Raw genomic sequence first — 24915 nt, forward strand, 5'->3', positions numbered from 1 at the left:
GCGTTCCATGTTCCGCCTGGATGAACTCGTCGAGCGCCTCGGCGGTGAACTGCTGGGTGACCCGGCAACGGCGGTGCACCGCGTCGCGACCCTGGAGCAGGCTGGCGAAGGCGATCTCGCGTTCCTCGCGAATCCGAAATACCAGTCGCGCCTCGCCGCGTGTGGCGCGTCCGCGGTCATCCTCGCACCCGCTGCGCGCGACCTGACCGGCCTGCCGCGCATCGTCACCGCCGATCCGTACATCTATTTCGCGCGCGTCGCGCAGCTGTTCAACCCGCCCGAAGCGTTCGTGCCGGGCGTGCATCCCGCGGCGAGCGTCGCGAGTCCCGTTCCGGCTTCGGCGACCGTCGCGGCCGGGGCGTCGATCGACGTCGACGTCGAGCTCGGCGAACACGCCGTCATCGGCGCGGGCTGCCGCATCGGGCGCGGCGCCCGCATCGGCGCGGGCTCGCGGCTCAATGCCAATGTCACGATCTATCACGACTGCGTGGTCGGGCGCGACTGCATCGTGCATGCCGGCGCGGTGATCGGCGCGGACGGGTTCGGCTTCGCGCGCGAGCGCGACGGCAGCTGGGTCAAGATTCCGCAGGTCGGCCGCGTCGTCATCGGCGACGACGTCGAGATCGGCGCCAACACGACGATCGACCGCGGCGCGCTCGACGACACGGTCATTGGCGACGGCGTCAAGCTCGACAACCAGATCCAGATCGGTCACAACGTGCGCATCGGTGAGCACACCGCGATCGCGGGCTGCGTCGGCATCGCCGGCAGCACGACGATCGGCGCGCGCTGCATGATCGGCGGCCAGGCCGGCATCATCGGGCACCTCGAGATCGTCGATGACGTCGTGGTGTCCGCGGGCACGCTGGTGACCAAATCAATCCGCCGGCGCGGCGTCTACACCGCGAACCTGCCGGTGCAGGGCCACGCCGAATGGGTGAAAAACTTCGCCCACTTGCGCCATCTGGATGCGCTGGTCGATAGAATACGCGCCCTCGAAGAACGCAAAGAATGAAAAGCCCGGTGATCGCCATGGATATCAACGAAATTCTCCAGTACCTTCCGCACCGCTATCCCTTTCTGCTCGTGGATCGCGTGCTGGAGATCGAAGAAGGCAAGCGCATCCTCGCGTTGAAGAACGTGACGATGAACGAGCCGTTTTTTCCTGGCCACTTTCCGCATCACCCGGTGATGCCGGGCGTGCTGATCGTCGAGGCGATGGCGCAGGCCGCGGCGCTGCTGTCGTTCAAGAGCATGGGCGTCAAGCCCGACGAGAACTCGGTGGTCTATTTCGCCGGCATCGACAACGTGCGCTTCAAGCGCCCGGTGGTCCCCGGCGACCAGCTGCTGTTCGACGTCGTCATCACGCAGAGCAAGCGCAACATCTACAAGTACAAGGGCGTCGCCCGCGTCGGTGGCGAGCTCGCGACCGAAGCCGAGCTGACCTGCGCGCTCAAGACCTTGTCATGATCCATCCGACCGCCATCGTCCATCCGGGCGCTGCGCTCGGAGCAAACGTCGCCGTCGGCCCGTATTCGATCATCGGCGAGCACGTCGAGATCGGCGACAACACGCGCATCGGGCCGCACGTCGTCATCGAAGGTCGCACCCGCATCGGGCGCGACAACGAGATCTTCCAGTTCTGCTCGATCGGCGCGGCGCCGCAGGACAAGAAATACGACGACGAGCCGACGCGGCTCGAGATCGGCGACCGCAACACGATCCGCGAGTTCTGTTCGTTCAACGTCGGCACGAGCCAGGACGCCGGCGTGACCCGCGTCGGCAGCGACAACTGGGTCATGGCGTACGTCCACATTGCGCACGACTGCGAGGTCGGCGACCACACGATCTTCGCCAACAACGCGACGCTCGCCGGACATGTGCACGTTGGCGACTGGGCGATCCTTGGCGGTTTCACCGGCGTGCACCAGTTCGTGCGCGTCGGCGCGCACAGCTTCTGCGGCGTCGGCACCGTGCTGCTGCAGGATCTGCCGCCGTTCGTGACCGTCGCCGGCAATCCGGCAAAGCCCCACGGCATCAACAGCGAAGGCTTGCGGCGGCGCGGTTTTTCCGCCGCGGGCATCGCGGCGATCAAGCGCGCGTACCGCGCCCTTTACCGCTCCGGGCTGAGCTTCGACGAAGCCCGCACGCGCATCGGCGAGATCGCCGCCGACCATTCCGAAGTCGCTCCGTTCGGGGCCTTTCTTTCGGCCTCCGCGCGCGGCGTCGTCCGCTGAGCCGATGGCGACGCGCATCGCGATGGTCGCGGGCGAGGCCTCCGGGGATCTGCTCGCGAGCCACCTGATCCGCGCGATCCGCCAGAAAATCCCCGATGCGGAGTTCTACGGCATCGGCGGGCCGAAGATGCAGGCCGAGGGCTTCGACGCGCTGTGGCCGTGCGAGCGCCTCGCGGTGCATGGCTACGTCGATGCGCTGAAGCGTTATCGCGAGCTGTCCGGCATCCGCAAGGCGCTGCTGCGGCGCGTGCGGCAGGAACGGCCGGACGCGTTCATCGGCGTGGACGCGCCCGACTTCAACCTGTGGCTCGAAGGCAGGATCCGTTCGTCCGGCATTCCGGCGATCCATTTCGTCAGCCCGTCGATCTGGGCGTGGCGCGGCGGGCGCATCAAGGGCATCGCGCGCTCGGTGTCGCACATGCTGTGCCTGTTTCCGTTCGAGCCGGCGCTGTACGAGAAGGCCGGCATCCCGGTGAGCTACGTCGGGCATCCGCTCGCCGACGTGTTTCCGCTCGCGCCGGACCGCGCCGCGGCGCGCGAACTCCTGAACCTCCCTGCCGACTGCAGGATCGTCGCGCTGCTGCCGGGGAGCCGCCAGTCCGAGGTGCGCAATCTCGCGGCGACCTATATCGAGACGGCGCGTCTCCTCGCCGAGCGCCACCCGGACATCGGCTTCGTCGTTCCGCTGGCGACACGCGAGACGCGCGCGCTGTTCGAGCAGGCGCTGCACGCGGCCGACGCCGACGAGCTGCCGATCCGCCTGCTGTTCGGCCATGCGGTCGAGGCGATGACGGCGGCCGACGTCGTGCTCGTCGCGAGCGGCACCGCGAGCCTTGAAGCGGCGCTGCTGAAGCGGCCGATGGTGATCAGCTACCGCATCGGCAAGTGGCAGTACCGGCTGATGAAACGCATGGCCTACCTGCCGTGGGTCGGCTTGCCGAACATCCTGTGCAACGACAGCGTTGTGCCCGAGCTGCTGCAGGACGACGCGACGCCGCAAGCGCTGGCCGACGCGCTCGACCGCTGGCTCAACGACGCCGGCGCGTGTGCCGAGCTTGCGCTGCGCTTCGAGGCGCTGCATCGCGAGTTGCGCCAGGACACCGCCGGGCGTGCGGCGGCCGCGATCCTTCCCTACCTGAACCGGAGCCCCGAATGGAAGCCATCCCGGCAATCGGCCTGATCTGCGGCGTCGACGAGGCCGGGCGCGGACCGCTCGCGGGTTCGGTCGTCGCCGCCGCGGTGATCCTCGACCCGGCCCGCCCGATCGACGGCCTGAACGACTCGAAGAAGCTCACCGAGCGGGCGCGCGAACGCCTCGCGCCGCTGATCCGCGAGCGGGCGATCGCGTGGGCGGTCGCCGAAGCGAGCGTCGAGGAGATCGACCGCCTGAACATCCTGCACGCGACGATGCTGGCGATGCAGCGAGCGGTGGCCGCGCTCGGCTGCGTGCCGGACCTCGTGCGGGTCGACGGCAACCGCTGCCCGCCGCTGGCAGTGCCGGCCGAGGCGGTCATCAAGGGCGACGCGACGGTGCCGGCGATCGCCGCGGCGTCGATCCTCGCCAAGACGGTACGCGACGCGCAGATGATCGCGCTCGACGGCAAGTATCCCGCGTATGGTTTCGCGAGCCACAAGGGTTACCCTACGGCTGAACATTTCCTCGCGCTGCGCCGCCACGGCGTCGTCGCGTGCCACCGCCGCAGTTTCGCGCCGGTGCGCGAGCTGCTCGACAATCCCGAACTCTGGCCTGCGGGGACGCTGACATGACTTTTCATCACCTGATGCTGTTCCTGCACCTCGTCGGCGTCGTCGTGTGGGTCGGAGGGATGGCGTTCGCGTACCTGTGCCTGCGCCCCGCGGCCACCGCGCTGCCTCCGGCGCAGCGGCTGCCGCTGTGGGCCGCGGTGTTCGCGCGCTTTTTCCCGCTGGTATGGACGAGCGTCGCGCTGGTTGCCGCGAGCGGGGTTGCGATGCTGGTCGACACCGGCTTCGCGCGGGCGCCGGTCGCGTGGCACGTGATGCTCGTCACCGGCTTCGTGATGATCGCGGTGTTCATGTGGATCTGGGCAGGGCCGTGGCGCGCGCTGCAGTCGGCGGTGGCCGGCGAGAACTGGGCGGGCGGCGCGGTCGCGCTGAACCTCATCCGCCAGCGCGTCGCGTTCAACCTCGCGCTCGGCTTCGTCACGATCGCGATCGCGACGCTGGGGCTCGGGCTGTAAGGGTCTGGCGCGCCGTTCGCAGTGAAAACGATCACTTCCCGCGACAATCCGGCCGTCAAACGCCTGCACGGGCTCGCGCATTCGGCGCGCGACCGGCGCAGCGAGAGCCGCACGCTGCTCGACGGTGCGCATCTCGTGCGGGCTGCGCTCGACGCCGGCTGGCCGCTGCGCGAACTCATCGCGAGTGACCAGGGGCTCGCCCGCGCCGAGATTGCGGACCTGATCGAGCGCTGCCCCGGCGTGCCGGCGATCCACCTCCCCGACGCGCTGTTCGCGCACATCAGCCCGGTCGACACGCCGTCGGGTCTGATCGCCATCATCGACCTGCCGGCGCCGCCGTCGACACAGGCATTCACCGAATCGCTGCTGGTGCTCGACGGCGTGCAGGACGCCGGCAACCTCGGCACGATCCTGCGCACTGCGGCGGCCGCGGGCGTGCGCGACGTGCTGCTGACCCCGGGCTGCGCACAGGCGTGGTCGCCGCGCGTGCTGCGCGCCGGCATGGGCGGGCACTTCTGCGTGCGGCTGCACGAACATGCAGACGTCGCGGCGCTGCTGCGGGGCTACCCGGGACAGATCCTCGCGACGGGGCTCGGCGCCGGCGTGCGCGGGCTGTACGAAATGGACTTGCGCGGAGCGGTCGCGTGGCTGTTCGGCGCGGAAGGCCGGGGGCTGTCTGCGGCAGTTGCGGCGCTCGCGACCGACACGGTCGTCATTCCGATGCCGGGCGCCGTCGAGTCGCTGAACGTCGCGGCGGCCGCGGCGGTGTGCCTGTTCGAGCAGGTGCGCCAGCGCCGCGCCGCATAGCGCGACGCCGGGGCGGTCAAGCGGGCAGTCGCAGCGCCGCGGCGACTTGCGCCGGGCCGGCGCCGGCGACGTGCGGGACGACGCCGAGCAGCGGCGCGGGGATGCGCCGCCGCAGCGCTTCGAGGTTCTCGTCGACCCGCAGCATCGCCGGGTCGATGCGGTTCGCGATCCAGCCGGCGAGCGTCAGGCCGCGCGCCGCGATCGCCTCGACGGTCAGCAGCGCGTGGTTGATGCAGCCCAGGCGCATGCCGACGACGAGGATCACCGGCAGCCCGAGCTCGCGTGCCATGTCCGCCGTGTCGTAACGGTCGCCGAGGGGCACGCGGAACCCGCCGATGCCTTCGACGATGACGACGTCCGCCTGCGCGCGCAGGCTCTCGAACGCTGCGCGGATGCGCGCCGGGTCGATGTCGATGCCTTCTTCGGCAGCCGCAATGTGCGGCGCGACCGGCGTCTTCAGGCAGTAGGGGTTCAGCTGGTCGAGGCCAGGGTCGAAGCTGGAGGCCGCACGCAGCTGCGCGGCGTCCTCGTTGAGCCACTCGCCGGCGATCCACTCGGCGCCGGCGGCAACCGGCTTCATGCCGAGCGCGCGGTGGCCGTCCCGCCGCGCCGCATGCAGCAGGGCGCAGGCAACGAAAGTCTTGCCGATCTCGGTGTCGGTTCCGGCGAGGAACCAGGCGCGGGGTTCAGTCATCTGTCGTTCCTTCGGGGGCGGCTGCGAGGTCCGCGCCGCAACCCGCCGCTTGCGCGGGTTTTTTCAGCGCGAGCAGGATCAGGTCATAGGTCGCAGGCAGCAGGCCGTCGTCGCGGCGATGCGTCTCGTAGCGTGTTTCGAGCACTTTCCAGGCCGCGCGGCCGAGCGGTTCGCGGCGCCGCTGCGCGCCGAGGCTGTGCGCGCCAATCGACTTGATGTCGCGCAGCAGCTGGCGCAGGTCGGGGGCGATGGCGAAGACGGGAAAATTGTCGGCGGCGATCGGCTCGAAGCCGGCCGCGACGGCTTCCGCTATCCAATGCTCGGACGGGTGAAAGCGGATCGCATGCTCGGCGTCGTCCACGGTGGCGAAAGCGTCGCGCAGTTCCCACAGCGTGCGCGGGCCGAGCGTCGCGATCCACGCTTCGCCGCCGGGGCGCAGGACCCGCGCAAACTCGCCGAGCGCGAGCGCCGGTTCGCACCACTGCAGCGCGAGGCTCGACCAGACGGCGTCGATCGAGCCGCCGGCGAGCGGCAGCGCTTCGAGGTCGGCGCAAAGTGGCACCGGACGCGTGTGTTCCGGCCCGACCGCAGCGAGCCGGGCGAGCATCGCCGGCGCGAAATCGAGCGCGAGCAGCGTCGCCTGCGGACAGAGCCGGGCGAGCAGGTCGAGCCCGTAGCCGGTGCCGCATCCGGCATCCACGACGCGCTGCAGCGGCGGCGCCGACGCCAGCCGGGGAGCGGCGAACTCGGCGAGCCGGTGGCAGATCTCGCGCTGCACCGCGGCTGCGCTGTCATAAGTCGCCGCGGCGCGATCGAACGCGCGTCGCACCACGTGTTTCGGGATCGTGCGGCTAACCACGGACGACGTCCTCGATGAGCGCGGCGCAGTCTTCCGGGCGCGACAGGAAAGGCGCGTGGCCGCAGTCGTCGAATCGTGCGAGGCGGGCGTCGGGCAGTCGCGTCGCGAGCCATTCGGCGGCGGCGACCGGCATCAGCGCGTCGCCGGCACCGTGAATCAGCTGCACGGGCTGGCGGACGTCGTCGAGCGCGGCGCGCCGGTCGCTGTCCGCGAGCAGTTCGAGGCCCGCGCCCAAGGCAGCGGGATCGCACTGTTCGATATCGGCGAGCGCCGCGTTCAACGTGTTCGCGACCGTGCGCCGCCGCGCGTCGCCGAGTGCCTGCAGGGCGACGAAGCGGCGCAGCGTCGCGGCCGAATCGTGCGCGAAAACGTCGATGAATCCGGCGACGGTCGAAGCGGCGAGCCCGTGCGGCCACGGCGCGGCGGTGTTTTCGGGGCGGGTGACGAAACACGGGGAAGTGCCGATCAGCACCAGCCGCGCGACCTTGCGCGGATAACGCCGCGCGAGATCGAGCGCGATGAGCCCGCCGAGCGACCAGCCGCATACGACCGCGCCGTCCGGCAGTTCGGGCAGCAGCGCGTCGCTCCACGCTTCGAGCGTCGTGTCGCGGGCCGGTGCGCCGCCGTGGCCGGGCAGCGCCGGCGTGCGCACGCGCAGTGCGGCCGGCAGGTGCGGCGTCAGCGCGCTCCACACCTGCGGACCGAGTCCCCAGCCATGCAGCAGGACGAGATCCGGCCGGCTCATCGCCGCGCCTCGAGCCGGTTTAGCGCGTGCGCGAGACGGCGCACGTCGTCGGCGCCATGCGCGGCGGTCAGCGAGATGCGCAGGCGCGCGGTGCCGTGCGGCACGGTCGGCGGGCGGATCGCCGGCACCCACAGGCCTTCGTCCCACAGCGCGCGGGCGACGGCGAGCGCTTCGGCGTTGTCGCCGATCAGCACCGGCTGGATCGGCGTGCGCGACGGCAGCAGCTGCCAGCGGGCGAGGGCGAGTTCGCCGTGCAGCAGCGCGACCAGCCCGGCGAGGTGCTCCCGGCGCTCGTCGCCGCGCTCGATCAGGTCGAGGCTCGCGAGCAGCGCTTCGGCGAGCGCGGGCGGCGCGCCGGTCGTGAAGATGTAGGTGCGGGCTTTTTGCATCAGCCATTCGACGACATCGGCGTCGCCGGCGACGAACGCGCCGGCGACGCCGGCGGCCTTGCCGAGCGTGCCGACGTAGATCAGCCGCCACGACGCGAGACCGGCTTCGGCAATCGCGCCGCGCCCGTTCGGACCGAGCACGCCGAAGCCGTGCGCGTCGTCGACCATCAGCCACGCGTCGAAGCGCTCAGCCAGCTCCAGCAAGGCTGCGAGCGGCGCGACGTCACCGTCCATGCTGAACACCGCATCCGTGACGATCAGCTTGCGCTGCGCCGAACTCGATGCCAGCGTGCGCTCCAGCGCCGCCGGGTCGCCGTGCGCATAGCGGTGCAGCTCGGCGCGCGACAGCAGCGCGCCATCGATGAGCGACGCGTGGTTCAACCGGTCGGCGAAGATCGCGTCGCCGCGCCCGACGAGCGCCGGAATCGTCCCCGTGTTCGCCATGTAGCCGGTCGAGAAATACAGCGCGCGTTCGCAGCCGACGAACGCCGCGAGCCGCGCTTCGAGTTCGTCATGGACGGCGTAGTGGCCGCTGACGAGGTGCGACGCGCCGGAGCCTGCGCCCCAGCGCGCGGCGCCGGCCTGCAGCGCGTGCGCGAGAGCCGGTTCGGCGGCGAGGCCCAGATAGTCGTTGCTGCAGAACGCCAGCATGTCGCGCCCGTCGACGCGGGCATGCGGGGTGCACGGTGTCGCGAGACTGCGGCGCGTGCGCCTGAGCGCGCGGGCATCGAGTTCGGCGAGATCGGCCTTGAGGCGGTCGAGGAGCATCGCGGTCAGCCCGGCGCCGGTTCGAGCGCTTCGGCGAGCGCCGCGGCAGCGCCGTCGACGAGATGCGCGACGTGAGCCGCGTCGAGGATGTACGGCGGCATGAAATAGACGGTGTTGCCGATCGGGCGCAGCAGCACGCCGTGGTCGAGCCCGGCGCGGAAGAAGTTGCGCGCGAAGTCGGGCCGCTCGCTCGCGACGTCGAACGCGAGGATCATGCCGCGCTGGCGCAGCTGCCGCACCGCGGGATGCGCGCCGAAACGCGCGTGGACCGCGTCGCCGAGCTGCGTGGCGAGCACGCGGTTCGCGGCCAGCACGTCATCCTGTTCGAAGATGTCCAGCGTCGCCAGCGCCGCGCGGCACGCGAGCGGGTTGCCGGTGTACGAGTGCGAATGCAGGAACGCGCGGGTCGCGGAGTCGTCGTAGAACGCCGCATAGACGGCGTCGGTCGCGAGCACCAGCGACAGCGGCAGGTAACCGCCCGAAATGCCTTTCGACAGGCACAGGAAATCGGGCCAGATGCCGGCCTGTTCGCATGCGAAAAAGCTGCCGGTGCGCCCGCAGCCGACCGCGATCTCATCGGCGATGAGGTGCACGCGGTAGCGGTCGCACAACCCCCGGGCGAGGCGCAGGTATTCCGGGTCGTACATGACCATGCCGGAGGCGCCCTGCACGAGCGGCTCGACGATCAGCGCGGCGGTCTGTGCGTGGTGCTCGGCCAGATGCGCTTCGAGCGCGGCGGCCGCGCGGCGGGCGACGTCCGCCGCGGATTCACCGGGCAGGGCGAGGCGGGCGTCGGGCGTCGGCACCGTCGTGCCGGCGCGCACCAGCGGCGCGTATGCGTCGCGGAAGATCGGGACGTCGGTGACCGCCAGCGCGCCGACCGTTTCGCCGTGATAGCTGCCGGCGAGGCTGACGAAGCGGGATTTTTCCGCAAGGCCGAGGTTGCGCCAGTAATGCGCGCTCATCTTCAATGCGATCTCGGTCGCGGACGCGCCGTCGGAAGCGTAGAACGCATGCCCGAGGCGCTGGCCGGTCAGCGCCGCGAGCCGTTCGGAAAGCTCGACGACCGGCTCGTGCGTGAAGCCGGCGAGCATCACGTGTTCGAGCGTGTCGAGCTGCGCGCGCAGCGCGGCGTTGATGCGCGGGTTGCAGTGGCCGAAGAGATTGACCCACCACGAGCTGATGCCGTCGAGCAGCCGGCGGCCATCGGCATCGATGAGCCACGGGCCTTCGCCGCGCACGATCGGCACCAGCGGCAGCGCTTCGTGCTGCTTCATCTGCGTGCAGGGGTGCCATACGCTCCTGAGGGATCGTTCGAGCAGTGACGGGGCGTGCATCTGGGATTCCGGCCGGGTGGGACCAAGGAATGTCGCGCAATCGGGCTGCCCGTGTCAAACGCCCCGCCACGCTCCGCCCCCGCGCGACGCGAGGCGCGACGTTTTGTTACCATGCGTCGGCCCGGCAACGACAACAAGCACAATCCATGATTTTCGTGATCTCTCCGGCCAAGGCGCTGGATTTCGAAACCCCGCCAGTGACCGCTGCGGCCACCCAACCGGATTATCTGCGCGAAGCCGAGGAACTGATCGCCATCCTGCGGCAGAAGACCCCCGCCGAGGTCGCGGAGCTGATGCACCTGTCGGACCCGCTCGCCGCGCTGAACGTCGCGCGCTACGAGCGCTGGCATCGGCCCTTCACCCCCGACAACGCGAAGCAGGCGCTGCTCGCGTTCAACGGCGACGTCTACGGCGGGCTCGACGCGGGCAGCCTGTCGGAAGATGACCTCGCCTGGGCGCAGCAGCACCTGCGCATCCTGTCGGGGCTGTACGGCATGTTGCGCCCGCTCGACCTGATGCAGCCGTACCGCCTGGAAATGGGCACCCGGCTCGCCAATCCGCGCGGGGCGAACCTCTACGCCTACTGGGGTGACACGCTCGCCGAAGCGCTGAACCGGTTGCTTGCCGCCGAGCGCGAGGCCGGCGGCAGCGCGGTGCTGGTGAACCTCGCGTCGCAAGAGTACTTCAAGGCAGCCGCGCGGGCAAAGCTCGCCGCGCAGGTGATCACGCCGGTGTTCGAGGACTGGAAGGCCGGACGCTACAGGATCATCAGCTTCTACGCGAAGCGCGCGCGCGGCCTGATGAGCCGCTATGCGATCCGCAACCGGGTCGAGGACGTCGAGGGGCTGAAGGGCTTCGACGCCGAAGGCTACGGCTTCGCGCCCGAGGTTTCGGACGCGGCCACGCTGGTGTTCCGGCGCCGCACCGACTGACGCTCACCACACCGCGATCCGTGGGGGACAGCATGAAAATCAGCCATAACTTCGACGCCGGCGCGATCGAGGTCGTCAGCATCGCCAACCCGCAGGACATCCGCCTGCGGCTGCGCCCCGACAATGCCGCGGACCTGCGGCAATGGTTCTATTTCCGCCTGCACGGCGCCGCGGGCCGGCCGCTTCGTATGACGTTCGAGAACGCGGGCGACGCGGTCTTTGCTGAAGGCTGGCCGGGCTATCGTTGCGTTGCGTCGTACGACCGGCGCAACTGGTTCCGCGTCGCGAGTACGGCGTACGAGAACGGCCAACTGATCGTCGAGCACACGCCCGAGCGCAACAGCATCTACTACGCGTACTTCGAACCGTATTCGCAGGAACGCCACCTCGATCTGCTCGGCTGGGCCGAGATGTCCGCGTTCGCGCAGATAGACACGCTCGGCACGACGGTCGAAGGGCGCGACATCGACCGTATCGTCGTCGGGCGGGCGAGCCCGGGGCACCGCCCGGTGTGGATCATCGCCCGGCAGCATCCGGGCGAGACGATGGGCGAATGGTTCGTCGAAGGCCTGCTCGAACGCCTGCTCGATGCTGCCGACCCGGTCGCGCGCAGGATTCGCGAACAGGCGGTGCTGCACATCGTGCCCAACATGAATCCCGACGGCGCCGTTCACGGCAACCTGCGCACCAACGCCGCCGGGCGCAACCTGAACCGCGAATGGCGCGCGCCCGACCCGGTCGCCAGTCCCGAAGTGTTCTGCGTGCGCGAGGCGATGGAGGCGAGTGGCTGCGATCTCTTCCTCGACATCCACGGCGACGAGTCGCTGCCCTATGTGTTCTTCTCGACCGCCGAGGAAGTGCCCGGCTTCACCGCCGAGATGGCGCAGCAGCAGGCGCGCCTCGTTGCCGCCCTGGCCGCCGCGAGCCCGGATTTCCAGACGCAGCACGGCTACAAGACCGGTCGGTTCGGAGACGAACTGCTGACGCTGGCAAGCAAATGGGCTGCCCACCGTTTCGGCTGCGTGTCGCTGACGCTGGAGATGCCGTTCAAGGACAACGCCAACCTCCCCGATGGCCTCACCGGCTGGAGCGGCGCGCGCAGCAAGCGGCTCGGCGGCGCAATGCTGAATGCGATCCTCGCGCATCTGGAGGGCTGACCGAGGTGATCGAATCCATCGCGATCAAGGTTTTGTCGTTCTCATCGGTGACCCTATATTTTCCAGAGGTCCCTTCCCGCGCGGCATTCGGCCTTGGTGCTCAACGGTTGTACTGCCGCTGGCGCTCGTAGTAAGCGTCCTGGTCGCGCTGGAACTGATCTTGCGCGCGTGAGCGGTCCACGTGGTTGCGCCAGGCCTGGTCAGGCACCTGGCTGCCGCTGTGCCCACCGTTCCAGCCGCCCTGGCCCGCGAGCGCGCGGCGTTCGGCGTCCCGGGAGATGGCGTCCACCTGACGCTGGATGTCTTCGTCCGAGCGGCGCTGAGTGTAGGTGGGGGTGGACCATTGGGTGGTGCGTTCCGCCGTGCCGCCGGGCGCGGTGGGGGAGCGCGCGGTGCTCGCGGGGTTGGGCAAGGTGTGACTGTTGCTCCATTGATTCGTGTGCGTTGACGGCTGGGCTGACGGGGCGTGGGGCCTTGGGGGCTTCCGACCAGCGCTGGGTCTTGGGGACCTCGGACCAGACCTGGGTCTGCGCCCAGGCGGGCAGGTTCAGGGAGCAGGCCAGGGCGAGGTAGCACAAGGTACGTTGCATCGGTCCTCCTTGATAGTAGGTTACGGTTGTATCAAGTTGTTACGGCAATGTACAGCCGCCGTAGGGCGGATGAGCCGCGCAGCGATGTTACCCGCCGCATGGGGCAAGGGGACCGGCACGGGTCGTGCGGCGTAAATACCCTGCGGCGGAAGGGGCCTGCGGCTTTTCCGTCCTATGCTCGCTGCGTCGGCACTGACGGGCCTGCGTTCATAAATAGGACGCCCTAAAGATTTGTAAGAACTGTATTGTTGGGTGAAGTTGACTTGATGTAAAGTGCATACATTCACGCTGACGGGTTGCGACCCGTCATTTAGGCGGTCCACTTATAGTTGGGCATCTTAGGAGCCTTTTCTTATGTCACCGCTCGAAGCCAGAACGATCATCGATGCACTCGCCAACGGTATTGACCCAGAGACTGGGGAAATCCTGCCTGTGCAAAGCACCTTCAACAGCCCGCAGGTAATTCGAGCGCTATTTGTCGCTGTCACAGCCCTTGATAGCGCAGCTAAGCGCGCTGAACGCACCAAGGCGTTACCAGACAACGCCGGTCGCTCATGGTCCGAGAAGGAAGACCAAGAACTTCTCGCGCTCTTTGATTCTGGCATCCCGGTTAAAGAGATCGCACAAAGGCATGGTCGCACTCTGGGAGGAATTGCTTCTCGTCTTGTTCGCCTGGGTCGAATCAAAGAGCGTGCCGATGCATATCAAGATGCCCGACCCATCATTCCACCAGACCTTGCGCATAAAGCTGCGCAAGTCCGGTGAATTCAAACGTTGGCCCTACAATTCGCGACGCCATAAATCATTCTCAACTTGTATATGCCGCAGCAAGCAATCGATCTAGCAAATTCAATCTACGATGCCGCAACCCCCGTCTTGTGCATCCATAGCCTCGCAGGCCCACGCTGGAAGCGCAATATTGCCAAGAACCCGAAAGACGCACGCATCGGGCCTTGGTTACAGGCCAAGTACACAGTCGTAAATGATCCGGTGTGGCGTGACAAGGCAGCATGCCTGTACTTAGTCCGTACCAGTGATGGACATCTCAGATACGTGGGTATTTCACGCAATGGTGTAAAGCATCGCTGGAGAACATCACCTGCTTACAACGCCGATACAATGATCAGGCTTCACGAGGATCAACTCTTCCATAGCCAATGTTGGCGACACATGGAGGTAGCAGCTCTTCGAAAACCTGCTATCTCCGTTGAAGTCAGGTCAATTCAATTTCGCTCACTGGCGACAGAGTTGTCGCGCCTTGGACCTCCCCTTTCTGCCTTCTTGGCACTTGGCGACGACGGCGAGGGCCTATGTGCAGCAGTTGAGCGCTGGCTATGTAATCGTAGCGAGGACGAGTTCCTTGCTTGGAATACAGCCATGACAGGCAGAGCGTGAAGCGAAGCCGGCCCAACAATCATTCCAGCGGACCGCCAAAAAGCTGCGCTTTTTGCCGTCCGCTGAATTCGCACGTTGGGCACCTTAAGCTGCCATACGTCTGGCCTTGACAACATGTAGCCTACCGGCTACATTTTTCCTATGATCGAAATACGCGAAACCGACGTCTTCGCTCGGTGGCTTGATGACCTGCGCGACATTCACGCAAGGGCGCGCATCCAAATCAGAATCGAACGGTTAGCCGCGGGAAACCCAGGAGATGTCGAGCCCGTTGGCGAAGGCGTGTCGGAGTTGCGGATCAACTACGGGCCCGGTTACCGGGTGTATTTCAAGAAGCGTGGGGAAGAGCTAATCATTCTTCTGGCTGGCGGGGACAAGAGCACTCAAGCAAAAGACATCAAAGCAGCCTTGCGCCTTGCACGCAACCTTTCGGAGTAGCGGCAATGGACAAAACCACTACCACTCGTTACGACGTGGCAGAACATCTCAGAACACCTGAAGAAATGGCAGCCTATCTGGGGGCTTGCCTTGAAGAGGCCGATGGCGACGCCGCGTTCATTGCAAAAGCACTTGGCGATATCGCTCGTGCTAAAGGCATGGCGCAGGTAGCCCGAGACGCAGGTCTTTCTCGCGAGAGCCTTTATAAAGCGCTTTCCGGCGACCGTAGTCCCGCCTTCGATACCATCCTTAAAGTAATTGGTGCTCTCGGACTACAGTTGCACGCACAGCCGAAGCATGGATAGGTGCCCAACGATGCGCTGCACCCGACGCGCTTACGCGCGCGGGTGAACGCGGGCGTTAGACAGCTCAAAAGTCCGGCCAAATGCTAGCACTATATGCTTGCATTTACAGTCATTTTTTGCTAGCATTCCTAGTGAGCACCAAGCAACGCAAAACCCTGCAGGCCATCTTCACCCAGCCAACGTCCTCATCGATTGTCTTCTCCGACATCGAGGCACTGATCATCGGTCTTGTGGTGAAGTCCATGAGCGGGAAGGCTCTCGCGTCAAGATTCTTCTCAAGGGTGAGCAGTGGCGTTGCCATCGCCCTCACCCTGGCGAAGAAGCCAAGCGCTACCAAGTCGAAGAGGCCCGAGAGTTGCTGGAACGAGTAGGAGTAAAACCATGAACACCATGACCCACAAAGGCTATACAGCCCGCATCGAGTTCGACGAACGCGACAACATCTTTGTCGGTCGCGTACTTGGCCTGCGCGTCATGATCAGCTTCCATGGTGAAACTGTGGCTGAACTGCATGAAGCATTCGCGGGCGCCATCGAGGACTTCCTTTCCGATTGCAGGGAACAAGGGGTCAAGCCAGAAAAGCCTGCCTCCGGCAAGCTCATGCTGCGGGTTCCGCCAGAAGTCCATGGTGCGGCACTCGTCGCTGCTCAAGCTTCGGGCAAGAGCCTGAATCAGTGGGCAACGGAGGTTATTCAGCACGCATCCCGTGCGTATTGAAATGCCGCCGCCGTCTAACCGTGCGTTGCGCGCGGGCGCCAACCCGTCCGGGTGGTTGCCCTCCGCCTTCGGCTACGGCGCCGGTGAAGCCTGCGCGCCCTACGTGAAGAGGTTCAGCAGCCCGTCCAGCCCGACGTGGTCGAGGCGGCAGTCGGCGACGGTGCGCAGCACCGGCTTCGCGCGGTAGGCGACGGCGAAGCCCGCTTCGGTCAGCATCGGAATGTCGTTCGCGCCGTCGCCAGCGGCGATCACCTGCTCGGCTTTCAGGCCCAGGCGCTCGCGCGCGTGACGCAGATGGGCGGCTTTCGCGGCGCCGTCGACGATCGGGCCGCGGACTCGGCCGGTGAGGCGGCCGTCGTGCGTTTCCAGTTGGTTCGCGTGGGTTTCGTCGAAGCCGAGCCGCGCCTTGAGGCGCTCGGTGAAATACGTGAAACCGCCCGATACCAGCACGGTGTGGAGGCCCGCGGCTTTGAGCCCGCGCATCAAGCGTTCGGCGCCCGGATTCAACTGCAGCCGCTGCTCGTAGACCTCGGCGAGCGCCGTTTCGGGCAGGCCGGCGAGCAGGCTCACGCGGCGGGTCAGGGATTCGCGGAAGTCGATTTCGCCGCGCATCGCCGCTTCGGTGATCGCTGCGACCTCGGGTTTCAGGCCCTGCATGTCGGCGATCTCGTCGATGCACTCGATGTTGATCAGCGTCGAGTCCATGTCGGTGACGAACAGGCCGAAGTCGGCGAGCTTGCGCCCGGAGGGCACCCACGCCCAGTCGAGCCCGGCTTCGGCGCACAGGCTGTCGAGCTCTTCGCTGTCGTGCCCGCCCACGAGCCGGAAAGCCTGCGCAGTGATCTGCTCGATGGCGCTCGCGCCGGTGGTCTTGGCGAGATTCTTCAGGGCGACCGAATCGACATCCTCGCCCTGCACGACAAGATTCATGCGGGCTCGCTCCGGCGCTGCAACGCTTCGCGCAGCACGCTGTCGGCGTTGCGGATCGTGGCCTCGGTGCTGTCCCAGTCGATGCAGGCGTCGGTGACCGAACAGCCGTACTTCAGCTGCGACAGGTCGGCCGGAATCGGCTGGTTGCCGGCTTCGAGAAAGCTCTCGATCATCAGCCCGACCACCGAGCGGTTGCCCTCGCGGATCTGGTGCACCACGTCCTTCATGACCAGCGGCTGCAGCTCGGGCTTTTTCCACGAGTTCGCGTGCGAGCAGTCGACGACGATGTTCAGCGGCAGCTTCGCCTTCGCCAGCGCCTGTTCGGCGAGCGAGATCGACACCGTGTCGTAGTTCGGCCGTCCGCCGCCGCCGCGCAGCACGACGTGGCCGTAGCGGTTGCCGCGCGTGCGCAGGATCGCGGACTGTCCCTTGCCGTTGATGCCGAGGAAGCTGTGCGGATGCGACGCGGAAACGATCGCGTTGATCGCGACGTCGAGGTCGCCGTCGGTGGCGTTCTTGAAGCCGACCGGCGTCGACAGGCCCGACGACATCTCGCGGTGCGTCTGCGACTCCGACGTGCGCGCGCCGATCGCCGTCCACGCGATCAGGTCGCCGTAGTACTGCGGGGCGATCGGGTCGAGCGCCTCGGTTGCGGCCGGCAGGCCGAGCTCGTTGACGTCGAGCAGGAAGCGCCGGGCTTTCTCCATGCCTTCCTCGATGTGGAACGAGTCGTCCATGTAGGGATCGTTGATGAAGCCTTTCCAGCCGGTTGAGGTGCGCGGCTTCTCGAAATACACGCGCATCACCAGCACCATCGTCCCGGCCACTTCGTCGGCCAGCGCCTTCAGGCGTTTCGCATAATCGAGGCCGGCGACCGGGTCGTGGATCGAGCACGGGCCGACGACGATGAAGAGGCGGTTGTCCTTGCGGTCGAGGATGTCGTGGAGTGCGCGGCGGCCGGCGACGACGGTCGCCGCGGCACGTTCGGTCAGCGGCACGCGGGCCTTGATCTCCTCGGGCGAGGGCATCGGGTCGACGGCGGCGATATTGAGGTTCTCGGTTTGAGCCAGGGGCATTACGCGCTTCTCCGCAGTGCAGCAGGAGGGCGCATTGTAACGCTGCGCGCGGCGGGCGGGGAGCGCTTGCGGCATCCTCCGGAGGGTGGTGGGGCGGGGCGGCGGCGTGCTGGAAACCGCGCCGCCGCGGCCTTCCGCGGGTTCAGCCGAGCGTTGCGGGCGCGCGGCTGGCGAGCGCCTGCTTGCGCGCCGTCGCGCCGCCGAGCAGGACGAAGCCGAGGAGTTTTTCGTTTGCGTCAAGACACTGCGCCTCGATGCCGCCGCCGGCCTCGTCGCTGACGACGATCTGCCAGCTGCCCTGCGCGCCGATCGCCGGCGGGCAGACGACCGCGGGGCAGGCCGGCGTCTTGACGACAACCGGCATCGCCGGATAGCTGACTGCGGTCGGCGTGCCGGCGAGCGTTGCTGCCAGCGCGCGCGCCTGGTGCATGATCGGCATCACGTACGGCAGCGTCAGGCCGTCGACTTCGGCGCAGTCGCCGAGCGCGTGGATATGCGGATCGGAGCTCGCCAGCCGGCGGTTGGTCAGCACCCCGCGGTTGACGGCGAGCCCGGCCGCGGCGGCGAGCGCGGTGCGCGGCCGCAGGCCGACTGCCGACAGCACCACGTCGGCGTCGAGCGTCGTGCCGTCGCTGAGCGCGAGCCGGTAACCGCCGGCGTGGTGCGACACCGAGGCGGCGGAGACGCCGAGACGAAAGCTCACGCCGGCCGCTTCGAGCCGCTGCCGGAACCACTGTCCCGCGTCTTCCGGCAGCAGCCTGCCGAGCGGCCAACGGGCGATGTCGATGACTGTCGGGCGGATGTCGCGGGCGAGCAGGTCATTGGCGAATTCGCAGCCGATCAGCCCGCCGCCGAGCACCGCGACGCGCTTCGCGCCGTCGAGCCGCGCGGCGAAGCGGGCGAAATCGTCGAGGTCATTAACCGACAGGACGTCGTCCGCGGCGTCACCGCCGAGCGGCAGGCGGATCGGATCGGCGCCGGGCGCGAGCACGAGGTCGCGATAGGGGATTTCTTCGCCACCGGCGAGCTCGACGACGCGGCGCTTGGCGTGGATCGCCACGACCTCGACGTGGGGCCGGATCGTCGCGGCGAGTTCGGCGGCCATTTTTTCGGCCGGCTTCATCACCAGGCTCGCGGCGCTGCGGTGGGCCGAAAACGCGTTCGACAGCATCGGCTTGGAATAGAAGCCGGCCGCGTCGCGGCTCAGGATGACGAGTGGCGTGTCACGGTCGAGTTTGCGCAATTCGCGCGCCAAGGTGTAGCCGGCGAGACCGCTGCCGATAATGACGATGGGTGGGGTCATGGGTTGCCTCTCTGTTGTTCGACTTGTCGGCGGGGTGCCGGGTCGCCGGCGTGGCACGATCCGGCCGCGGGCAGCCTGCTCCTGGATGGCAGGGAGCAGGCGCGATGCCCGTCAGATCATGACCATCTCGAAGTCGGCCTTCGCGACGCCGCAGTCGGGGCAGGACCAGTCGTTCGGAATGTCTTCCCAGCGCGTGCCGGGAGCGATGCCCTCATCCGGCATTCCGGCTGCTTCGTCGTAGGTGAAACCGCACACAACACATTGCCAAATCTTCATGATGTTCTTCCTTTCAAGCGTGATTTGTCGTTGATTCGTCGATTCGGCGCGGACGGATTCAGGCGGAGATCCGGTCGAGCGCTTCCTGGTAGTGGTTGGCGTGGCGCTCTTCGACCTTGGCGAGCGCGGCGAAGCGCTTCGCCGCGCGTTCGAGCACTGCCCTGAACTGTTCGGCGTGTTCCTTCGACTCGACGATCTGCTCGTCGATCTCCTTCACCGCGTCGGCATGGCCTTCCTCGACCGCGGCGTGGCGGAAGCCCGGGTACATCTCGGTGTATTCGTAGGTCTCGCCTTCGATCGCGAACTGCAGCGCGCGCGCCGGCGTCATCTTCGCCTTCGGGTAGAGCAGGTCGAGGTGGCCGAACGCGTGCATCACTTCCTGGTCGGCGGTCGCCTCGAAAACCTTCGCGGTTTCCTCGTCGCCCATTTCGCGGCACAGCTTCGCGAAGTAGCGGTACTTGATGTGCGCCATCGACTCGCCGGCGAACGCGGCTTCAAGGTTCTGGATGGTGACCGATTGCGGGTTGTGGAAGGGATTTGTCATGTTCTTTCTCCTTTCTTCGCGGGTTGCGTTGGAACCCATCGTACGCAGCGCGGGAAGATTGGAGAAATTGAATGTCGGAATGGAATCGATAGGTATGCTCTATCGGAGACGACTCCGGCCGCCCCATGTGACGGCCGTTTGCGGTTCAGGATTCGAAGCGGAATCCGACTTTCAGCTTGACCTGGAAGTGCGCGATCTTGCCGTCGGCGATGTGCCCCCGGATCTCGGTGGTTTCGAACCAGTCGAGGTGCCGCAACGACTGGCTCGCCTGCTCGATCGCATTGCGGATCGCATCGTCGACGCCGACGGGCGATGTACCGACGAGCTCAACGAGTTTGTAGACGTGGTTCTGATCTGTCATCGTCTTCTCCTCCTGGCATGAATGGGCAGGTTTTCCAGTATAGGAGCATGCCGCGGAGTTGCCCGGCGAGCCGCGGCGCAGGGGGCGCCCGCGGGTCCGGCCCCCCGCGGGTCAGGGATGTGCCTCCTGCACCCGCGCTTCGCGCAGGAAAGTCCCGAGCGCGGCCGGATCGAGCGGGCGGGAGAAATAGTGGCCCTGCGCGAATTCGCATCCGATCTGGCGCAGGAAGTCGGCTTGCCCGGCGTGCTCGACGCCTTCGGCGACGACCGACAGCCCGAGGCTTTTCGCGAGCGCCACGACCGCGCGCGTCAATGATCGATCGTTGCGGTCCGCGGGCAGACCGTTGACAAACGAGCGGTCGATCTTGAGGCTGTGGACCGGGAAGCGCTTGAGATAGGCGAGCGAGGAGTAGCCGGTGCCGAAATCGTCGATGCTGATGCTGACTCCGGCCTCGACGAGTTCGGTGAGGACGACGACCGCGCGCTCGGGATGTTCCATGACCATCCCTTCGGTGACCTCGAATTCGAGGTCACTCGGCGCAAGGCCGGCTTCGTCGAGCATCGCGAGCAGCCGGCTCGCCAGATCGCTGCGACGGAACTGCCGCGGCGACAGGTTCACCGCGACCCGGCCGGCGAAGATTCCCGCGTTCTTCCACTCGCGCACGCGGCGGGCCGCTTCCCGCAGCACCCATTCGCCGATCGGCTCGATGAGCCCGGACTCTTCGGCAAGCGAGATGAAGCGCGACGGCAGGATCGTCCCCTTTTGCGGATGCTCCCAGCGCACCAGCGCTTCGACGCCGGCGACTTCGAGGGTCGCGAGGTCCATGCAGGGCTGGAACACCAGCTTGAGTTCGTCGCGGTCGAGCGCCGCGCGCAGGCTGTTCGCCATGAACAGCCGTTCGCTCGCCTGGGCGTTGATTTCCGGCGCGAAGAAGCGGTAACGGTTCTTCCCTTCCTGTTTTGCGCGGTACATCGCCATGTCGGCCTGCCGCAGCAGCGTTTCCGCGTCGAGGCTGTCGCAGGGGTAACAGCCGATGCCGATGCTCGCCGAGATGTACTGGTACTGCGGTTGTCCGCCCAGGATGTAGGGCCGCTCCAACGCATCGAGGATGTTGCGGGCGATGATGCCGGCCTCCTCCGGGGAGCGCAGCTCGTCGAGCAGGACGGCGAATTCGTCACCCCCGAGGCGTGCGGTCGTGTCGCTCGCGCGTACGCAGCCGCCGAGGCGTTCCGCGACGCGCCGCAACAGTTCGTCTCCGGCCTCGTGCCCGAGGGTGTCGTTGATCGGCTTGAAGCCGTCGAGGTCGATGAACAGCAGCGCGAGCATGTTCCCGTGCCGCTCGGCGCGAACCAGCGTGTCGGCGAGGCGCTCGCGAAACAGCAGGCGGTTCGGCAGTTCGGTCAGCGCGTCGTAATGCGCGAGGTGCTGCAAGCGGGCTTCATACTGCTTTGCAGCCGAGATGTCGGAAAAGACGCACACGAGGATCATCTCGCCCGACCCGTACGCGGCCCTGCTGATGCTGCTCCACGCGGGATACATCTCGCCGTTCTTCCGCCGGCCCCGGACTTCGCCCTGCCACTGCCCGGTTTCGCACACCGCGCGGCGCCGCTCGTTGCGATGCGCCTTTTCGGTTTCCGCAAGAAGTATCGCAAGCGGCTGCCCGATCACTTCCGCCGGCCAATATCCGGTGATTGACATGAACGCGCGATTCACCGTGGCAATCCGCCCGCCGCGCGCGATCACCACGCCCTCTACCGCGGAGTCGAGCGCCGTCGCGGCGAGCGCGAGCTTCTCCTCCGCCTGCGCCCGGTCCGCTTCGCGCTGGTGCAACAGTTCCTGCGCCTGGGTCAGCGCGCGGCCCACTTCGTCGGCTTCTTCGAGCGCGAGCGGCGGGAGCGAAACCGGCTCGCCCCGGCCGATCGCCAGCGCCGGGGCGACGAGGGCCTGCACCGGCCGGGCGATCCTGCGACCGAGGAAACCCGCGAGCGCGAGGCCGCCGAGCAGCAGCACCATCGCGCCGACGGCGTACTGGCGCAGCGCGTTCACGAGCCCCGCGGTCAGGGCACTCTGCGGAATGCCGATCGCCGCGATCCACCCGTAGCGTGCGGAACGCGAGAAGTAACCCACGACCGGTATACCGTCCTGCGAGACAGCTTCGACCGAGCCTTCCGTTTCACGCCGGGTTGCCTCGAGCAAGGCGGGGAACGTCTTCTGCCCGATCAGTTTCTCGTCCGCGGGGCTTCGCGCGAGCCGCCGGCCTTCGCTGTCGAGGAGCACGCCCACCCACCCCGGCGCCAGCCCCTGCTGCTGCAGAAGCTCCCCGAGGTGTTTCAGTTCGATGCCCAGCGCCAGGCTGTAGAGGACCTTTTCGTCGCGGATGACCGGGACTTCCAGGCTCACCACAGGAGTTCGCGTCACCCCGTTGATATGGACGCCGGACACCACGGGCAGGCCGGTTTCGAAGACACGGCGCAGCAATGCGGGATTGGCATGCTGCGGCAACGGCGAACCCGGAGGCTGCAGGAGGTTGAGGAGCTGCTGTCCCGAGGCGTCCGTCAGCACGATCGTGAACCCGGCGGTGTGGCGAAGAACCTCCTTTGCCTGACGGTAGAACTCGGTGCGGTCGCCGCGGTCGATGTCGTCGGAAGCTGCGAGGGTTTCCAGGGCAGCCTGATTTGCCGCGATGTCCCGTTCGACGAGCCGCAGCAGGGTGTGTGTGGCCTCGTGCGTCTGCTCGAGAACGGCGGCCCGTTCCCGTTCGTAGGACAGATAGATGACGATCGCGGCGAGCAGCCAGGCGGGCAGGATGCAGGCGACGACGAGGAGTACGACTGTCGAACGGATCGTGCGGCGGCGCGGAGCCTGAAGACGCATCTCGTAGAACCTCCACGACACGACTGCGACAGCAGGCAGACGTCGTCATCACTGTGGTGCGGGGGACGACGACACGGTAAAAACCATGCGACCAAAGTAGTATGCGCCCCGACGGCGCACTGTATGCCAAACCTGCCGTGTTCGCCAATCCCGAGAGCGGTCAATCCGCATGAAGAAGGTCCCGCTCGGTTTGCCCGGAACACGCGGCGTTCTGGTGCGCGGCGATCCCGTTTAGAATCGCCCCCTCCCGGCGGCCCCCGCGTGGCCGTCCCGGCCCTTTCGCCGACCCGTTACAACCTGGACACTGGACTCACCGATGCTGCGACTCACCGAACTCAGGCTGCCGCTTGATCATCCGCCCGAGGCGCTGAGCGCTGCGATCGTCGAGCGGCTCGGCATCGCCGCCGGCGACCTCGGCGAGGTCACCGTCTTCAGGCGCAGCTACGACGCGCGCAAGGTCGCAATGATGAGGATGATCTATACCGTGGATATCGTCGTGCGCGACGAGGCCGCGCTGCTGCGCAAGTTCACCGGCGACCGCCACGTCGGGCCGACGCCCGACACGAACTACCGCTTCGTCGGCCGCGCGCCGGAAGGCTTCGCGAACCGCCCGGTCGTCGTCGGCTTCGGCCCGTGCGGCATCTTCGCCGGGCTGATCCTCGCGCAGATGGGTTTGCGGCCGATCATCCTCGAACGCGGCAAGGCGGTGCGCGAACGCACCAAGGACACGTGGGGGCTGTGGCGCAACAACGTGCTGAACCCCGAATCGAACGTCCAGTTCGGCGAGGGCGGGGCGGGGACGTTCTCGGACGGCAAGCTCTACAGCCAGATCAAGGACCCGAAGCATTACGGCCGCAAGGTGCTGACCGAATTCGTCAAGGCCGGCGCGCCGGAAGAGATCCTGTACGTCGCGAAGCCGCACATCGGCACGTTTCGCCTCGTCGGCATGGTCGAGGCGATGCGCCATGACATCGAGGCGCTCGGCGGCGAGGTCCGCTTCCAGCAGCGCGTCGCCGACGTGCTGATCGAGGACGGCCACGTGCGCGGGCTGACGCTCGCGTCGGGCGAGGAGATTCGCTGCGACCACGTCGTGCTCGCGCTCGGCCACAGCGCGCGCGACACCTTCGGGATGCTGCATGCGCGCGGCGTGTTCATGGAGCCGAAACCGTTTTCGATCGGCTTTCGCATCGAGCATCCGCAGTCCTTGATCGATAAAGCCCGCTTCGGCCCGAACGCGGGCCATCCGCTGCTCGGCGCCGCCGACTACAAGCTCGTGCATCATGCGAAGAACGGCCGCAGCGTCTATAGCTTCTGCATGTGCCCGGGCGGCACGGTCGTCGCGGCGACCTCCGAGCCGGAGCGCGTCGTCACCAACGGCATGAGCCAGTATTCGCGCAACGAGCGCAACGCGAATGCCGGCATTGTCGTCGGCATCACGCCCGCCGACTATCCGGGCGGGCCGCTCGCCGGCGTCGAGTTCCAGCGCCGCTGGGAATCGCGCGCGTTCGAGCTCGGCGGCGGCAACTACGTGGCGCCGGCGCAGCTGGTCGGCGACTTCATCGCCGGCCAGCCGTCGGCGGTGCTCGGCTCGGTCGAGCCGTCGTATAAGCCGGGCGTGAAGCTCGGCGACCTCGCGACCAGCCTGCCGGACTACGCGATTGCCGCGGTGCGCGAAGCGCTGCCGGCGTTCGAGCGCCAGATCAAGGGCTTCTCGATGCGCGACGCGGTGCTGACCGGCGTCGAGACGCGCACTTCGTCGCCGCTGCGCATCACGCGTGGCGCGGATTGCCAGAGCCTGAACGTGAAAGGTCTTTATCCGGCGGGCGAGGGCGCGGGCTACGCGGGCGGCATCCTGTCGGCCGGCGTCGATGGCATCCGCGTCGCCGAAGCGCTCGCCACCGCGCTGCTCGGCGCGCCGGTCGGGGTGTGAGCGCCGCCGCACCGCTTGGTGCGCACCGATTC

General features: G+C 67.3%; 28 protein-coding genes. 15 read left to right on the top strand and 13 right to left on the bottom strand.

The annotated features are described in order from the left end of the window. Window positions 1-7: 7 nt before the first annotated feature. Genes lpxD through GO606_RS02840 form a run of 7 tightly spaced genes read left to right on the top strand, consistent with a single transcriptional unit; the run spans window position 8 to window position 5263 of the window. Window positions 8-1015, top strand: coding sequence for a UDP-3-O-(3-hydroxymyristoyl)glucosamine N-acyltransferase (lpxD, locus tag GO606_RS02810; protein WP_169118710.1), 1008 nt, complete (start codon window positions 8-10; stop codon window positions 1013-1015). A 17-nt stretch (window positions 1016-1032) separates the two neighbouring features. After that, window positions 1033-1470 carry a 3-hydroxyacyl-ACP dehydratase FabZ gene (fabZ, locus tag GO606_RS02815; RefSeq protein ID WP_169118709.1) on the top strand — a complete coding sequence of 146 codons (438 nt, stop codon included), beginning with the start codon at window positions 1033-1035 and terminating at the stop codon, window positions 1468-1470. Continuing rightward, the gene (lpxA, locus tag GO606_RS02820; protein ID WP_169118708.1) at window positions 1467-2237 is read left to right on the top strand and encodes an acyl-ACP--UDP-N-acetylglucosamine O-acyltransferase; all 771 of its coding nucleotides are present in this window, start codon (window positions 1467-1469) and stop codon (window positions 2235-2237) included. The genes fabZ and lpxA overlap by 4 nt, the downstream gene beginning before the upstream one ends. A 4-nt stretch (window positions 2238-2241) precedes the next feature. Beyond that, the gene (gene lpxB / locus GO606_RS02825; protein WP_169118707.1) at window positions 2242-3417 is read left to right on the top strand and encodes a lipid-A-disaccharide synthase; all 1176 of its coding nucleotides are present in this window, start codon (window positions 2242-2244) and stop codon (window positions 3415-3417) included. Then, entirely contained in the window at window positions 3390-4004 is a 615-nt protein-coding gene (rnhB, locus tag GO606_RS02830) for a ribonuclease HII (RefSeq protein WP_169118706.1), read from the top strand. The genes lpxB and rnhB overlap by 28 nt, the downstream gene beginning before the upstream one ends. Next, window positions 4001-4456 carry a CopD family protein gene (locus tag GO606_RS02835; protein WP_169118705.1) on the top strand — a complete coding sequence of 152 codons (456 nt, stop codon included), beginning with the start codon at window positions 4001-4003 and terminating at the stop codon, window positions 4454-4456. Before rnhB ends, GO606_RS02835 begins: the two co-directional genes overlap by 4 nt. Before the next feature lie 21 nt (window positions 4457-4477). Next, window positions 4478-5263 (top strand): TrmH family RNA methyltransferase, encoded by a 786-nt coding sequence (locus GO606_RS02840; RefSeq protein ID WP_169118704.1) that lies wholly within the window; start codon window positions 4478-4480, stop codon window positions 5261-5263. 16 nt (window positions 5264-5279) lie between these two features. Here the strand turns inward: GO606_RS02840 and bioD are convergent, their stop codons facing one another. Genes bioD through GO606_RS02865 form a run of 5 tightly spaced genes read right to left on the bottom strand, consistent with a single transcriptional unit; the run spans window position 5280 to window position 10055 of the window. Further along, window positions 5280-5957: a dethiobiotin synthase gene (gene bioD / locus GO606_RS02845; RefSeq protein WP_169118703.1), complete on the bottom strand. Its 678-nt coding sequence runs from the start codon at window positions 5955-5957 to the stop codon at window positions 5280-5282. Further along, entirely contained in the window at window positions 5950-6816 is an 867-nt protein-coding gene (locus GO606_RS02850) for a methyltransferase domain-containing protein (protein WP_169118702.1), read from the bottom strand. Before GO606_RS02850 ends, bioD begins: the two co-directional genes overlap by 8 nt. Further along, window positions 6809-7561 carry an alpha/beta fold hydrolase gene (locus tag GO606_RS02855; RefSeq protein WP_169118701.1) on the bottom strand — a complete coding sequence of 251 codons (753 nt, stop codon included), beginning with the start codon at window positions 7559-7561 and terminating at the stop codon, window positions 6809-6811. Before GO606_RS02855 ends, GO606_RS02850 begins: the two co-directional genes overlap by 8 nt. After that, entirely contained in the window at window positions 7558-8718 is a 1161-nt protein-coding gene (bioF, locus tag GO606_RS02860; protein ID WP_169118700.1) for an 8-amino-7-oxononanoate synthase, read from the bottom strand. Before bioF ends, GO606_RS02855 begins: the two co-directional genes overlap by 4 nt. A 5-nt stretch (window positions 8719-8723) precedes the next feature. Continuing rightward, the gene (locus GO606_RS02865; protein ID WP_169118699.1) at window positions 8724-10055 is read right to left on the bottom strand and encodes an adenosylmethionine--8-amino-7-oxononanoate transaminase; all 1332 of its coding nucleotides are present in this window, start codon (window positions 10053-10055) and stop codon (window positions 8724-8726) included. 146 nt (window positions 10056-10201) lie between these two features. Here GO606_RS02865 and yaaA point away from each other — a divergent pair, with 146 nt between their 5' ends. Further along, the gene (yaaA, locus tag GO606_RS02870) at window positions 10202-10987 is read left to right on the top strand and encodes a peroxide stress protein YaaA (protein ID WP_169118698.1); all 786 of its coding nucleotides are present in this window, start codon (window positions 10202-10204) and stop codon (window positions 10985-10987) included. 32 nt (window positions 10988-11019) lie between these two features. Then, the gene (locus GO606_RS02875) at window positions 11020-12144 is read left to right on the top strand and encodes a M14 family metallopeptidase (RefSeq protein ID WP_169118697.1); all 1125 of its coding nucleotides are present in this window, start codon (window positions 11020-11022) and stop codon (window positions 12142-12144) included. 100 nt (window positions 12145-12244) lie between these two features. On the opposite strand, the gene GO606_RS02880 is transcribed toward GO606_RS02875, so the two are convergent. Beyond that, window positions 12245-12556 carry a hypothetical protein gene (locus tag GO606_RS02880; RefSeq protein WP_246979312.1) on the bottom strand — a complete coding sequence of 104 codons (312 nt, stop codon included), beginning with the start codon at window positions 12554-12556 and terminating at the stop codon, window positions 12245-12247. A 532-nt stretch (window positions 12557-13088) separates the two neighbouring features. Here GO606_RS02880 and GO606_RS02885 point away from each other — a divergent pair. The 5 genes from GO606_RS02885 to GO606_RS02905 all read left to right on the top strand — a co-directional run bounded on the left by GO606_RS02885 (window position 13089) and on the right by GO606_RS02905 (window position 15589). Continuing rightward, complete coding sequence (locus tag GO606_RS02885; RefSeq protein ID WP_211159681.1) at window positions 13089-13499, top strand: hypothetical protein; 411 nt, start codon at window positions 13089-13091, stop codon at window positions 13497-13499. Between the two features lie 771 nt (window positions 13500-14270). After that, window positions 14271-14567: a type II toxin-antitoxin system RelE/ParE family toxin gene (locus GO606_RS02890; RefSeq protein WP_169120698.1), complete on the top strand. Its 297-nt coding sequence runs from the start codon at window positions 14271-14273 to the stop codon at window positions 14565-14567. A gap of 5 nt (window positions 14568-14572) precedes the next feature. Next, entirely contained in the window at window positions 14573-14872 is a 300-nt protein-coding gene (locus GO606_RS02895) for an addiction module antidote protein (RefSeq protein WP_169120696.1), read from the top strand. 131 nt (window positions 14873-15003) lie between these two features. Continuing rightward, entirely contained in the window at window positions 15004-15243 is a 240-nt protein-coding gene (locus tag GO606_RS02900) for a hypothetical protein (protein ID WP_211166844.1), read from the top strand. A gap of 10 nt (window positions 15244-15253) precedes the next feature. After that, window positions 15254-15589 (top strand): type II toxin-antitoxin system HicB family antitoxin, encoded by a 336-nt coding sequence (locus tag GO606_RS02905; RefSeq protein WP_169120694.1) that lies wholly within the window; start codon window positions 15254-15256, stop codon window positions 15587-15589. Window positions 15590-15688: 99 nt separating this feature from the next. Here the strand turns inward: GO606_RS02905 and serB are convergent, their stop codons facing one another. The 7 genes from serB to GO606_RS02940 all read right to left on the bottom strand — a co-directional run bounded on the left by serB (window position 15689) and on the right by GO606_RS02940 (window position 22953). Continuing rightward, entirely contained in the window at window positions 15689-16519 is an 831-nt protein-coding gene (serB, locus tag GO606_RS02910) for a phosphoserine phosphatase SerB (protein ID WP_169120692.1), read from the bottom strand. Next, the gene (locus tag GO606_RS02915) at window positions 16516-17595 is read right to left on the bottom strand and encodes a 3-deoxy-7-phosphoheptulonate synthase (RefSeq protein ID WP_169120690.1); all 1080 of its coding nucleotides are present in this window, start codon (window positions 17593-17595) and stop codon (window positions 16516-16518) included. Before GO606_RS02915 ends, serB begins: the two co-directional genes overlap by 4 nt. Window positions 17596-17737: 142 nt before the next feature. Continuing rightward, on the bottom strand, window positions 17738-18898 hold the full coding sequence (locus tag GO606_RS02920; protein WP_169120342.1) for an NAD(P)/FAD-dependent oxidoreductase: 1161 nt from the start codon (window positions 18896-18898) through the stop codon (window positions 17738-17740). 111 nt (window positions 18899-19009) lie between these two features. Further along, complete coding sequence (locus tag GO606_RS02925) at window positions 19010-19174, bottom strand: rubredoxin (RefSeq protein ID WP_169120340.1); 165 nt, start codon at window positions 19172-19174, stop codon at window positions 19010-19012. 58 nt (window positions 19175-19232) lie between these two features. Next, window positions 19233-19718 (bottom strand): rubrerythrin family protein, encoded by a 486-nt coding sequence (locus GO606_RS02930; protein ID WP_169120338.1) that lies wholly within the window; start codon window positions 19716-19718, stop codon window positions 19233-19235. A 145-nt stretch (window positions 19719-19863) separates the two neighbouring features. Next, window positions 19864-20079, bottom strand: coding sequence for a dodecin (locus GO606_RS02935; protein WP_169120336.1), 216 nt, complete (start codon window positions 20077-20079; stop codon window positions 19864-19866). A gap of 111 nt (window positions 20080-20190) precedes the next feature. Continuing rightward, window positions 20191-22953 (bottom strand): bifunctional diguanylate cyclase/phosphodiesterase, encoded by a 2763-nt coding sequence (locus tag GO606_RS02940; RefSeq protein WP_169120334.1) that lies wholly within the window; start codon window positions 22951-22953, stop codon window positions 20191-20193. A gap of 316 nt (window positions 22954-23269) precedes the next feature. Between GO606_RS02940 and GO606_RS02945 the strand changes: the two genes are divergently transcribed. Further along, window positions 23270-24883, top strand: a complete 1614-nt coding sequence (locus GO606_RS02945; protein ID WP_169120332.1) for an NAD(P)/FAD-dependent oxidoreductase — start codon at window positions 23270-23272, stop codon at window positions 24881-24883. Window positions 24884-24915 lie beyond the last annotated feature (32 nt).

It is taken from the genome of Aromatoleum anaerobium (assembly GCF_012910705.2).
GTDB lineage: Bacteria > Pseudomonadota > Gammaproteobacteria > Burkholderiales > Rhodocyclaceae > Aromatoleum > Aromatoleum anaerobium.

Bases quoted from the DNA above. Each gene is read 5' to 3' on its own strand.
- lpxD (WP_169118710.1), top strand. From the start codon at position 8: ATGTTCCGCCTGGATGAACTCGTCGAGCGCCTCGGCGGTGAACTGCTG.
- fabZ (WP_169118709.1), top strand. From the start codon at position 1,033: ATGGATATCAACGAAATTCTCCAGTACCTTCCGCACCGCTATCCCTTT.
- lpxA (WP_169118708.1), top strand. From the start codon at position 1,467: ATGATCCATCCGACCGCCATCGTCCATCCGGGCGCTGCGCTCGGAGCA.
- lpxB (WP_169118707.1), top strand. From the start codon at position 2,242: ATGGCGACGCGCATCGCGATGGTCGCGGGCGAGGCCTCCGGGGATCTG.
- rnhB (WP_169118706.1), top strand. From the start codon at position 3,390: ATGGAAGCCATCCCGGCAATCGGCCTGATCTGCGGCGTCGACGAGGCC.
- GO606_RS02835 (WP_169118705.1), top strand. From the start codon at position 4,001: ATGACTTTTCATCACCTGATGCTGTTCCTGCACCTCGTCGGCGTCGTC.
- bioD (WP_169118703.1), bottom strand. From the start codon at position 5,957: ATGACTGAACCCCGCGCCTGGTTCCTCGCCGGAACCGACACCGAGATC.
- GO606_RS02855 (WP_169118701.1), bottom strand. From the start codon at position 7,561: ATGAGCCGGCCGGATCTCGTCCTGCTGCATGGCTGGGGACTCGGTCCG.
- bioF (WP_169118700.1), bottom strand. From the start codon at position 8,718: ATGCTCCTCGACCGCCTCAAGGCCGATCTCGCCGAACTCGATGCCCGC.
- GO606_RS02865 (WP_169118699.1), bottom strand. From the start codon at position 10,055: ATGCACGCCCCGTCACTGCTCGAACGATCCCTCAGGAGCGTATGGCAC.
- yaaA (WP_169118698.1), top strand. From the start codon at position 10,202: ATGATTTTCGTGATCTCTCCGGCCAAGGCGCTGGATTTCGAAACCCCG.
- GO606_RS02875 (WP_169118697.1), top strand. From the start codon at position 11,020: ATGAAAATCAGCCATAACTTCGACGCCGGCGCGATCGAGGTCGTCAGC.
- GO606_RS02885 (WP_211159681.1), top strand. From the start codon at position 13,089: ATGTCACCGCTCGAAGCCAGAACGATCATCGATGCACTCGCCAACGGT.
- GO606_RS02890 (WP_169120698.1), top strand. From the start codon at position 14,271: ATGATCGAAATACGCGAAACCGACGTCTTCGCTCGGTGGCTTGATGAC.
- GO606_RS02895 (WP_169120696.1), top strand. From the start codon at position 14,573: ATGGACAAAACCACTACCACTCGTTACGACGTGGCAGAACATCTCAGA.
- GO606_RS02905 (WP_169120694.1), top strand. From the start codon at position 15,254: ATGAACACCATGACCCACAAAGGCTATACAGCCCGCATCGAGTTCGAC.
- serB (WP_169120692.1), bottom strand. From the start codon at position 16,519: ATGAATCTTGTCGTGCAGGGCGAGGATGTCGATTCGGTCGCCCTGAAG.
- GO606_RS02915 (WP_169120690.1), bottom strand. From the start codon at position 17,595: ATGCCCCTGGCTCAAACCGAGAACCTCAATATCGCCGCCGTCGACCCG.
- GO606_RS02920 (WP_169120342.1), bottom strand. From the start codon at position 18,898: ATGACCCCACCCATCGTCATTATCGGCAGCGGTCTCGCCGGCTACACC.
- GO606_RS02925 (WP_169120340.1), bottom strand. From the start codon at position 19,174: ATGAAGATTTGGCAATGTGTTGTGTGCGGTTTCACCTACGACGAAGCA.
- GO606_RS02930 (WP_169120338.1), bottom strand. From the start codon at position 19,718: ATGACAAATCCCTTCCACAACCCGCAATCGGTCACCATCCAGAACCTT.
- GO606_RS02935 (WP_169120336.1), bottom strand. From the start codon at position 20,079: ATGACAGATCAGAACCACGTCTACAAACTCGTTGAGCTCGTCGGTACA.
- GO606_RS02940 (WP_169120334.1), bottom strand. From the start codon at position 22,953: ATGCGTCTTCAGGCTCCGCGCCGCCGCACGATCCGTTCGACAGTCGTA.
- GO606_RS02945 (WP_169120332.1), top strand. From the start codon at position 23,270: ATGCTGCGACTCACCGAACTCAGGCTGCCGCTTGATCATCCGCCCGAG.